Annotated in this window: 10 protein-coding genes and 3 pseudogenes; 7 read left to right on the top strand and 6 right to left on the bottom strand. The window is 64.8% G+C overall.

Annotated elements, in window-relative coordinates; all coding sequences use genetic code 11:
• Both JOZ00_RS22585 and JOZ00_RS22590 read right to left on the bottom strand, forming a co-directional pair.
• Positions 1-251, bottom strand: a pseudogene (locus JOZ00_RS22585) (amidohydrolase); the annotation flags it as partial.
• Between the two features lie 29 nt (positions 252-280).
• Positions 281-448 (bottom strand): annotated as a pseudogene (locus JOZ00_RS22590) (extradiol ring-cleavage dioxygenase); the annotation flags it as partial.
• Between the two features lie 49 nt (positions 449-497).
• On the opposite strand from JOZ00_RS22590, the gene JOZ00_RS22595 reads away from it, so the two are divergent.
• The gene (locus tag JOZ00_RS22595; RefSeq protein ID WP_293348298.1) at positions 498-953 is read left to right on the top strand and encodes a hypothetical protein; all 456 of its coding nucleotides are present in this window, start codon (positions 498-500) and stop codon (positions 951-953) included.
• A 3-nt stretch (positions 954-956) separates the two neighbouring features.
• Here JOZ00_RS22595 and JOZ00_RS22600 read toward each other — a convergent pair whose 3' ends face one another.
• Complete coding sequence (locus JOZ00_RS22600; RefSeq protein WP_293348301.1) at positions 957-1,601, bottom strand: DUF6226 family protein; 645 nt, start codon at positions 1,599-1,601, stop codon at positions 957-959.
• Positions 1,602-1,689: 88 nt separating this feature from the next.
• On the bottom strand, positions 1,690-2,418 hold the full coding sequence (locus tag JOZ00_RS22605; protein WP_293348304.1) for a 3'(2'),5'-bisphosphate nucleotidase CysQ: 729 nt from the start codon (positions 2,416-2,418) through the stop codon (positions 1,690-1,692).
• 174 nt (positions 2,419-2,592) lie between these two features.
• Here JOZ00_RS22605 and JOZ00_RS22610 point away from each other — a divergent pair, with 174 nt between their 5' ends.
• Entirely contained in the window at positions 2,593-3,168 is a 576-nt protein-coding gene (locus tag JOZ00_RS22610) for a hypothetical protein (protein ID WP_293348307.1), read from the top strand.
• Between the two features lie 9 nt (positions 3,169-3,177).
• Here the strand turns inward: JOZ00_RS22610 and JOZ00_RS22615 are convergent, their stop codons facing one another.
• A complete protein-coding gene (locus tag JOZ00_RS22615) occupies positions 3,178-4,353 on the bottom strand; it encodes a thiolase family protein (RefSeq protein ID WP_293348310.1) in 1,176 nt (391 codons plus the stop codon).
• A 148-nt stretch (positions 4,354-4,501) separates the two neighbouring features.
• Between JOZ00_RS22615 and JOZ00_RS22620 the strand changes: the two genes are divergently transcribed.
• The 3 genes from JOZ00_RS22620 to JOZ00_RS22630 all read left to right on the top strand — a co-directional run bounded on the left by JOZ00_RS22620 (position 4,502) and on the right by JOZ00_RS22630 (position 7,052).
• Positions 4,502-5,632, top strand: a complete 1,131-nt coding sequence (locus JOZ00_RS22620; RefSeq protein ID WP_293348313.1) for an NDMA-dependent alcohol dehydrogenase — start codon at positions 4,502-4,504, stop codon at positions 5,630-5,632.
• A 121-nt stretch (positions 5,633-5,753) separates the two neighbouring features.
• Complete coding sequence (locus JOZ00_RS22625; protein WP_293348316.1) at positions 5,754-6,146, top strand: hypothetical protein; 393 nt, start codon at positions 5,754-5,756, stop codon at positions 6,144-6,146.
• A 12-nt stretch (positions 6,147-6,158) separates the two neighbouring features.
• The gene (locus JOZ00_RS22630; protein WP_293348319.1) at positions 6,159-7,052 is read left to right on the top strand and encodes a DMT family transporter; all 894 of its coding nucleotides are present in this window, start codon (positions 6,159-6,161) and stop codon (positions 7,050-7,052) included.
• Here the strand turns inward: JOZ00_RS22630 and JOZ00_RS22635 are convergent.
• Positions 7,049-7,138: pseudogene (locus JOZ00_RS22635) on the bottom strand (VOC family protein); the annotation flags it as partial. The gene JOZ00_RS22630 and the pseudogene JOZ00_RS22635 overlap by 4 nt on opposite strands.
• 327 nt (positions 7,139-7,465) lie before the next feature.
• Between JOZ00_RS22635 and JOZ00_RS22640 the strand changes: the two are divergent.
• Together JOZ00_RS22640 and JOZ00_RS22645 are read left to right on the top strand one after the other, a co-directional pair.
• Positions 7,466-8,179: a sensor domain-containing protein gene (locus JOZ00_RS22640; protein WP_293348322.1), complete on the top strand. Its 714-nt coding sequence runs from the start codon at positions 7,466-7,468 to the stop codon at positions 8,177-8,179.
• A 287-nt stretch (positions 8,180-8,466) separates the two neighbouring features.
• Positions 8,467-9,578 (top strand): PRC-barrel domain-containing protein (locus JOZ00_RS22645; protein ID WP_293348325.1); only part of this gene is annotated, 1,112 nt, incomplete at its 3' end.

A 9,578-nucleotide genomic window follows, 5' to 3' on the forward strand; every position in this document is an offset into this window, starting at 1 on the left:
ACGTCGGCAAGGCAGTCGTTGAGGTCCCGCGCGAGCGCGGTGGCGTCGGCCGCGCCCGACAGGAACGCGGTGCCCGGTGTGGACACCGAGAGGATCGCGGCGCCGACGTTGAGTTCGGCCATGGTCGCCAACGACCCTTCCGGGCTCCATTCAGGCAACGCGCGGCCCCCAGCCTCGTCAATCTCGGCCTTTTGCAACAACTCTCGATAGAAAGAAGGGATGGCGTGGTGGTGAGTGTCGATCCGCAACATCGTTGCGCTGCTCCTTTTCGGCTCGGCGATCAGCGGTCCGGAACGCCCGCGCCGGCGAGCGCGGGAACCACGCCCTCGTCGTGCAGCAGCGACGCGACGCCGATCTTGACTTGAATGAGTTAGTCGATGATCGTTTGTCCCTCTGGAGTGTGGCCCCAAATGCTGATGCCTTGCTAGGTCATCGGCTCCCACCCTGACATCGGAGGTTTTGCTTTAGCGGGCGCACTCAGATGGAACGATCACCCCATGGACATGGCAATGATGGGCCTCATGGGCACGGTCGTGGGTGCATCCGCCGTGGGCATCGCGGGCGTCGCGAAGTCCACCGCCGATACGGTGCTGCCACGGATGATGGGAAGCATCGACCACAAGCACCAGATGACGATGCATCTGCATGGGCAGCGCTGCGAAACGATTCACGGGTGGCGGACCGGCTTAGCGGGCGCGCGCGATGTCTACCAGCAGTGGGCTTGCGGGCCCCGCGACGGCGATCCGCCCAATGTGGTGGGCGACGCGTGGTTCGAAGGCTTGAGGCCGCACCTGCCGACCACCGGCGAGATGGCGAAGTACCGCACCGCTCATGAAGTCCACTGCGACAATCCGACGCTCACCCTGCTCTCTCTCGAGATCGGGCGGATCGAAACCGAATGGACCGAAGAGGCGAAAGGCCGTCGGCGGCGGCGGCGCAACCGGCCCGACTGACGACTACCGTCCCCAAGCCTGCCAGCGCCCATTGGGCAGCCGATCGAGCCGTACCGCGTCGGCTAGAAGCTCCGAGTCGATCTGCACGCCATGCTGAATGCTGCCGCCCCGGCCTCGTTGACCCGCGCTCTCGACTCGGTGCTCGACCGTCGCTGAGTCCCCCTTCGCGAATACGATGCGCTCGCTGAACCTTCCGTCGCTCACCGCGAAGACCAGTCGTTCCATCTCGTCGGCCGCGTCGCCCCAGGTTTCGTCGCACGCGTCGCACCCACAAAACGGGAAGGCCTCGCGATAGCGGACACCTGCCCGGATCTCGACACCCGGAAAGTTCGTGAACCGGAACACCAGTGGGGCGGCGTCGAGATGTTCGGGCGTGACGGCGATGAGTTTCGCGGTGTCCGGCGTCGAATGCTCAAGTGCCGCAACATCGGTCAGATACGTCAGCCGTAGGTGCTCGATCAATGCGTCCGCGATATCTTGCAGCGGCGCAAAGCGCTTCGGGTTGCTCACGCGCGAGTAGGAGTCATCCGGCGGCGAACCGTCCCATCGCTTGCCGTAGCCGATCACCGCGCCGGCTTCGTCTGGGAACTGCCGGGCTTCGACAACGGGGCGGGTGTACTCGGGCATCAGCTGTCGAAACGGTCGCACATGGTCGACCGAGCACGCAAGCACGGCAGCTGGGTGACCACAGCATCACGTTGCGCCACAAGCATTTTGACGTGACGCTAGATAAGCGTCACGTGGTGACGGAGAGAACGGCTTGCGCCAACTCGGGACGGCAGATTACCAGATCCGGCAGCTTCGGGTCCGGCTGGTTGTAGGCCAACGCCGAACCGTCGATGCGGGAGGTATGCAGTCCGGCCGCCCGGGCCACTGCCACCGGCGCGGCCGAGTCCCATTCGAACTGGCCGCCGGCGTGCACGTACACATCGGACAACCCTTGAACGATTGAGGCCACCTTGGCCCCGGCGGAACCCATCTCGACCAGGACGCCGTCCAGCGCGTCGCGAACGGCCAGGGCGATCGCCGGCGGCCGCGTACGCGACACCACGATGCGTGGCTTGCCTGGCACGGCAGGAGGCGATGCAACATCCGGGGTCGCAAACGTGATGCCCTGGGCGGGCAGCGCCACCGCGCCGGCAACCAGCTCGCCAACCTCCCAGAGCGCGACGTGCACGGCCCAGTCGTCGCGCCCGAGTTCAGAGAACTCCCGCGTCCCGTCCAGTGGATCGACAATCCAAACCCGCTGTGAACGCAACCGGACCGGGTTATCGGCGCCCTCTTCGGACAGCACCGCGTCATCCGGCCGCTCGTCGGCGAGCTGTTGCATCAAGTAATCGTGAGATCGCTTGTCGCCGGCTGCTTTCCGTTCACCGGCTTCCGCATCGGCGAACTCGTCGCGCACCCCAAGCAGCAACTGTCCAGCGTCCGTGGCCAACCGGGCGGCCAGTTCGTGGTCATTCATCGATAACCTCACAAACCATCTCTTGAATCTTGAATATGTTGGTCGTGTTGACCAACTTTACCGTTCCGTCATTCTGCGGACAGGCACTACCCCCAGATGAGAGACTTCGCCCGTAATCTGTTGAGTGTGAGCGGCAACGGGGGAATCGTTCCATCATTGAGCCGATGGCGACGGATGCCACGGGGGCGTCTGATCGCAACGGGCATTGTCGTGGCTGTCGCGCTGATCGGCGTCCTCGTCGTCGTGGGCGTGCGCTTGTCCCATGGGCACCAGACCACTGCATCGTCGGCCCAAGGACCCGCTGCACCGCAGAGCTTCGCCGTCCCGGGCTGCTACAACCTGTCCGTTCCACCGGTCGAACGTCCGAAGAAGCTCAACGTCTTGGGCTGCGCCAGCGTCGCTGTTGCACTGCAAGACATGTCGTGGAGCTCCTGGGGACCACAGGGCGCCGACGGGACCGGTACCGCCGTTTTCAAAATCTGTGATCCGAATTGTGCGGCCGGCTATCAGCTCACCAAGCCCGTCGTTGTGCACGCGTGGAATCCGCAGCAGCCGCGCCCCGACGCAATCTGCCAAGTCGGCCTCAAAATCTTCGGCGACATGATCCTGGCCTTCCCGGCCGGCGCTCCCCCACCCACCGCGCAGAAGACCAACACCCAGTACAACGGGATGCCGGCGGTGCACTTCACCGATTACTCAGGCACCGACAAATCCGATAGCCAATTCATCGGCTATACGTTCTGCAACTAGCGATCGCCGCTAGACCTCGATGATGACGGCGCCGCCCTGACCGCCGCCTGCGCACATCGCCGCGACGCCGATGCCGCCACCGCGACGGGCCAGTTCGTAAGTCAACGTGGTGACCATGCGCGCGCCCGAGGCGGCGATGGGGTGGCCGAGGCTGCAGCCGCTGCCGGAGAAGTTCACCTTCTCCTCATCGATGCCGAATTGCCGGCACGCGGCGATCGGCACGGAGGCGAACGCCTCGTTGATCTCCCACAGGGCCACGTCGCCGACCGAGAGCCCGGCCCGCTTCAGGACCTTGTCGATCACCGCGAGGGCACCCAGACCGCAGTCCCGGGGCGGCACGCCCGCGGCGCCCCACGCCTTGACGGTGGCCATCACCTTGAGGTTCTCGGCCGCGGCGTAATCGCTGTCCACCAGCGCGACCGCCGCGGCGGCGTCGTTGGTGCCACTGCTGTTGCCCGCGGTGATCGAGAAACCCTCGATCTCGGGGTGCAGGACCTTGAGGCTAGCGAGCTTCTCGACGGTGGTGTCCCGACGGGGATGCTCGTCGACAGAGAAATCGGTCACCGAACCGTCGAACTGGGTGATCTTCAGCGGAAGGATCTCATCGGCGAACTTGCCGGCATCCATGGCCGCAATGGCGCGCTCATGTGACCGGGCAGCCCAGGCGTCCATCTCCTCGCGAGTGATGCCGACCGACTGCGCGGTGTTCCAGCCGACGGTGATCGACATGTCCTTGGCGGGCGCGTCCGGGGTCTCGACGTGGGTCGGCGGCATCCAGGGCTCCTCGAACTTGAGCTCGGGGCCGGGGATCCGCCAGTTGGTCAGGGGCGTCATCGACAACGACTGCACGCCGCCGGCGATCAGCACGCGCTCCATGCCGGAGCCGATCTGGGCCGCGGCATTGCCGATCGCCGTCAGGCTGCCCGCGCAGTGCCGGTTGACCGACTGGCCCGGGACGTGTTCCATGCCGGTCGCGGTCGCCGCGTAGCGGGCCAGATCCCCACCGCCGTAATGGGATTCGGCGAAGATGATGTCGTCAACGGCCGACGGGTCGACGCCGGACCGGCGGACCACCTCCGGAAGCACGGCGGTGATCAGGGTTTCGGGCGGCGTGTTGACCAGCGTTCCCTTGAATGAACGGCCAATTGCCGTCCGGACGGCTCCAACGATTACGGGTGTACCCATGTTTTCAACCTCGAACGTTTGGCAGCGGTCAGTCGCGGCGAATCGTATCAAATACTGTATAGACAATAGTAATGGTCTAAGTTCGGTATGCCGGGGTCTGTGACGGCGCTAACAATTAAGCGGTTCGGGTAAACACGGAGGCCAACCGGTGAAGACCAAAGGCGCGCTGGTCTGGGACTTGAACGAGCCGTGGGTGATCGATGAGATCGAGATCGGCGATCCCCGCAAGGGTGAGGTGACCGTCCAGCTGGAGACGGCCGGTCTGTGCCACTCCGACCACCATCTGTTGACCGGTGACTTTCCCATCCCGAGCTTCCCGGTGCTCGGCGGCCACGAGGGCGCTGGTGTCATCACCGAGATCGGCGAGGGCGTCGAGAACCTGGCCGTGGGTGATCACGTCGTCATGTCGTTCATCCCGTCCTGCGGAACATGCACGCCGTGTCAGACGGGGCTGCGCAACCTGTGCGACCTCGGCATGGGCCTGTTGTCCGGTCAGTCGGTGGCCGACGGTTCGTTTCGAGTGACGGCCAACGGCCGCAATGTCATCCCGATGTCGCTGCTCGGGACGTTTGCGCCCTACCTTGTCGTGCACCAGACCTCGGTGGTCAAGGTCGACCCCGCGATCCCGTTCGATGTGGCCTGCCTGGTGGGCTGCGGCGTGACCACCGGGTACGGCTCGGCGGTGCGCAGCGCGGCGATCACGCCGGGTGACGACGTTGCGATCATCGGCATCGGAGGCGTCGGCGTTGCCGCGTTGCAGGGCGCCCGCATCGCCGGAGCCCGACGGGTTTTCGCGATCGATCCCGTCGAATGGAAACGCGAGCAAGCGTTGAAGTTCGGCGCCACAGAGACTTTCGCCGATGTTGCCGACGCCGCGGCCAACATCGCGCAAGCCACCCGCGGCCTGATGTGTCACAAGGTGATCGTCACGGTTGGCCGCAGCGAAGGCCGCGACGTGGAGTCGTGGATGGGGCTAACCGCGAAAGGCGGCATATGTGTCGTCACCGCCATGGGTGGCGTGCTGGACACCGACGTCACGCTGAACCTCGCCGGGCTGTCGCTGCTACAGAAAAGCTTGCAGGGCAGTCTCTTTGGAGGCGGCAATCCGCAGTACGACATTCCCGAAATTCTCGAACTCTACAAGCTGGGTCAGCTGAACCTCGATGGCATGGTGACGCGCGAATACCGGCTCGAGGAGATCAATGACGGCTACCGCGACATGCTTGAAGGCCGCAACATTCGCGGCATCATCCGCTACACCGACGCCGACCGGACCTGACCGCCGGGCGTGAGCGCTCAGCGTGACGCCACTGCGAAAATTTGGCCGAATTTTCGCCGTGACGTCATGCTCGCCCGCACCAGCCTGAGACATATCCACGGCACACGACACAATGGTTGCCATGACCACCACATCGCTAGCCCAGCGTGCCTCCGCTCAGACAGCCGCGTACCGACTCGCGGCCATGCTGATCGGCGTGGGCACCGTCCACTTCCTGGCGCCCAAGCCGTTCGACGACATCATTCCCGTCGAGTTGCCCGGCAGCCCGCGGCTCTACACCTATGTCTCGGGCGTCGCCGAGCTGGTGGTCGGGGCGTTGCTGTTGCCGCAACGCACTCGTCGCGCCGCCGCGACCGCCGCAGCGGCCCTATTCCTGGCGGTGTTTCCCGGGAACCTCAACATGTGCCGGTTGTGGTGGGACAAGCCCTGGCCCATGCGCATCGCCGCACTGGCCCGGCTGCCGCTTCAGATTCCGATGGTCACCAGCGCGCTCAAAATAAGGCGCCACAGCTAGCGGGAGGCCATCGTGGGCAGGACGGGGATCGCGGCGGCGCTCGCTTTGGCCGCCGCCGTGATGATCGGCGTCGGCGACGTGATCCAGCAGCGATCGGCCCAGCAGGTCACGGACAAACCGGTCGGCACGCTGACGTTGTTCCGACAGCTGCTGCGCGATCGCCGCTGGTGGTCGGGCAGCCTGGTGGCCGGCGCCGGATTCGGTCTGCAGGCCGCGGCACTCGGCCTGGGCTCCGTGGTGCTCGTGCAGGCGCTGTTGGTGACCTCGTTGCTGTTCGCAATGCTTATCAGCGCGGCCGTCAATCGGCGAAGAATAACTCGCTCGCAAGCCATTTGGGCCGTATTGCTCGTTGCGGCGGTCGCCGTGGTGGTGACGGTCGGCGACCCTCAGGAGGGAACGCCGCGCGGGTCGTTACGGACGTGGATCATCGTCGCGGCCGTCATGGGCCCCGCGCTGGTGCTGTGTGTGCTCGGCGCTCGAAAAACCTCGCCGGCGGTCAGCGCACTGCTGCTCGGGTTCATGTCCGGTTCACTGTGGGGCCTCTTCTCGGTGTTGACCAAGGGCGTGGTCGACCAGCTCGATCACGGCATCCCGGCATTGCTGCGCATGCCCGAGGTGTATGTCTGGCTGGTGGTGGCCGTGGCCGCCACCGCCTGGGAGCAGTCGGCGTTCCGGGCGGGCCCACTCACCGCGTCACTTCCCGCGGTGAACGTGGCCGAGCCGATCGTCGGATCCGTGTTGGGCGTCACCGTGCTGGGCGAAACCCTGAAGGCCAACCACGTCGGCCTGGCCGCGCTGGCGTTGTCGGTCGCGGTGATGATCGCCGCGACGGTCGCCCTGGCTCACAGCCAGGCCAGCGCCAAACCCCCGGTGCCGCAAGCAAACACGCCTGACCAAACGGCCTAGCCGATCCGCGAACCGATGCGGTGCAGCGTGCCGTCCGGGTCGACGTAGGCGAATTCCAATAGACCGTAGGGTGTCTCGTGCGGAGCGGATCGTGCTCGCGTAGCCTCTTGCCACACCAGCCACATGGGTACACCGGCACCGCACTCATGGCCCGATCGCAAAACGTGATAGCGCTGGTGCTATCACGTTTCAAATTCCCTGTGAGCTTCACAAAATAGTGACTCATTTGGCAGTTGTGACTCGCTCGTTCGAATAGCTACCCGACCGCGCGACGCTGTCGTATGCTCCATCCGCAAACAACCTCAAAATAGCTGACGCGCGGGGTGTGCGAAACGCTTGGGGAATCGACTCAAGCAGAAGGGCACTCAACAATGCGCCACGTCAGAACGGCTGTGGCCGTCGCAGCAATCGGAATGTTCGTCGCCGCCTGCGGCGGTAACAACGAGGGTGGCACCGCTTCCTCGACCACGACGACCACGACGACAGCGTCGAAGCCTCCCCTTGCACAGGCCGCGCTGGCGACTCTTCTGCTCACGCCGGCCGAGATCGACAGTGCGCTAGGCGTTACGGGAGCGAAGACCGACCGGCCGATCGACAAGCCGCAGGACGACAATCCCGCCAACGTATTTCCCAAGACGTACAAGTTCCCCGACGAATGCCTGTACATCACGGGCCCCGCCGAAGCTTCCGTCTATACCGGGAGCGGCAATACCGCAGTGCAGGGCGATCATGACACGGCGTCCCTTCCTCCCGGATCCAACGATCCCGACCCGGAAGTGACGCAGGCCGTGGTGTTGTTCCCCACCGCCGATCAGGCAAACGCCTTCTTTACCAACTCCTCTCAGCGCTGGCCAGCCTGCGCCAACCGTCAGGACACCGTTCCCGGCGACGCGGACAATCCGGAGATCGTCTGGAAGGTGGGATCCGTGTCGACCGCCAACGGAGTCTTGCGCACCACTACGTCGGTGACCGCGAGCAAAAACGGTCAGAGCATGTCCCAGAGCTGTCAACGCGCGCTGACAGTGCGCGATAACGTCGTGATCGACACCGAAGCGTGCCGCAAGGACCCCGGTGACGTGGCCCTGAATATCGCCAATCAGATCGCAGGAAAACTCGACAAACAGTAGCGATCAGCCTGTCCACCAACTGATTTCGCGTCGGACTAGACAACAGCGCCCGAAACCGCGTTAGCTCGCCGGCAACCGTATCTGCGATCGCCGCTCATCGTTCACCGGCGCGCTGTAGCTACCCGCGGCGACCGAGGCGTACGATTCTCGGCCGGGCCGGTGAAGCGCCGACACTTGCGCCAGCACCGAACCGGGTTGTATGCCGTACTTGCACGAAGCTGGTGGGCAAACTGCGAGGAGGGTATCAAGTGAGCGCATCCGAGAAGGCGCCCGAGCTACGGGGCGACCTGCCGGTCATCCACCTCTCACAGCTGTTGCGCGCACCCGTGGTGGCCCGCTCCGGCGAGGCCGTGGGCCGCGTCGAAGACGTGATCGTGCGGCTGCGCGCCGAGGATTACCCGTTGGTAAGCGGGATCGTGGCGGGAGTCGGGGGCCGGCGCGTGTTCATCGGCAACAAGTCCATCGACGAGTACAGCGCGCACCGAGTTGTGCTGACCAAGAACAAGGTTGACGTTCGCAGCTTTGAGCGCCGCGAGGGTGAGGTGCTGTTGCGTGCGGATGTTCTGGGCCACCGGTTGATCGATGCGAAGGCGGTGGAGCTGGTGCGCGCCTATGACGTCGAGCTGGAACACGCCGGCGGCGAGTGGGTCCTCGCACGACTGGACACCCGCAGGCCACCCAAGTTGTTCGGGCTGATCAAACATTCCGGCGGGCACGCGGCCCGTGACTGGAAGGCGTTCGAACCGTTAATCGGTCACGCTCGCTCAGACGCGGTCCGGCGCTTGTCGGACCGATTCGGCGAATTCAAAGCTGCCGAAATCGCCGATCTTCTCGAGGAGGCCGACAAGGCCGAGGGTGGCGAGATCCTCGACCGCGTACACAGCGACCCGGAGTTGGAAGCCGACGTCTTCGAAGAATTGGATCCCGACAAGGCCAGTCGTCTGCTCGATGACATGCCCGATAGCGAGGTCGCCGCGCTGCTCGGCCGGATGCGCGCCGACGATGCCGCCGATGCGATCACCGATCTGCGTCAGTCGCGGCGCAGGCCGGTGCTTGACCTGATGCCGGCACCGCAGCGCACCAAAGTCATCACGCTGATGGGCTTCAATCCCGAAAGTGCGGGCGGTCTGATGAACGTCGACTACGTCTCCTGCGCGGCAGGCACCATGCCGGCCGAGGCATTGGCGGTGATCGCCGCGGCCCGCGTCGTACAGCCCGAAGCGCTGATCAAGGTGCACGTGCTCGACGCGGAAAAGCGGCTCGACGGGGTGGTGTCGGTGATCACCCTCCTGCAGGCCGACCCTACTAACAGCGTTGGCGAACTTGTGGATTTTGACCCGGTTCGGGTCAATCCGGAGGCCGACCTCACCGATATCGCGCTACTGATGGCCGATTTCAA

Source organism: Mycobacterium sp. (assembly GCF_019243155.1).
In the GTDB taxonomy this organism is placed as follows: domain Bacteria; phylum Actinomycetota; class Actinomycetes; order Mycobacteriales; family Mycobacteriaceae; genus Mycobacterium.

Excerpts from the sequence above, each read along its gene's own strand:
- JOZ00_RS22595 (WP_293348298.1), top strand. The coding sequence starts at position 498 with ATGGACATGGCAATGATGGGCCTCATGGGCACGGTCGTGGGTGCATCC.
- JOZ00_RS22605 (WP_293348304.1), bottom strand. The coding sequence starts at position 2,418 with ATGAATGACCACGAACTGGCCGCCCGGTTGGCCACGGACGCTGGACAG.
- JOZ00_RS22610 (WP_293348307.1), top strand. The coding sequence starts at position 2,593 with ATGCCACGGGGGCGTCTGATCGCAACGGGCATTGTCGTGGCTGTCGCG.
- JOZ00_RS22615 (WP_293348310.1), bottom strand. The coding sequence starts at position 4,353 with ATGGGTACACCCGTAATCGTTGGAGCCGTCCGGACGGCAATTGGCCGT.
- JOZ00_RS22625 (WP_293348316.1), top strand. The coding sequence starts at position 5,754 with ATGACCACCACATCGCTAGCCCAGCGTGCCTCCGCTCAGACAGCCGCG.
- JOZ00_RS22640 (WP_293348322.1), top strand. The coding sequence starts at position 7,466 with ATGTTCGTCGCCGCCTGCGGCGGTAACAACGAGGGTGGCACCGCTTCC.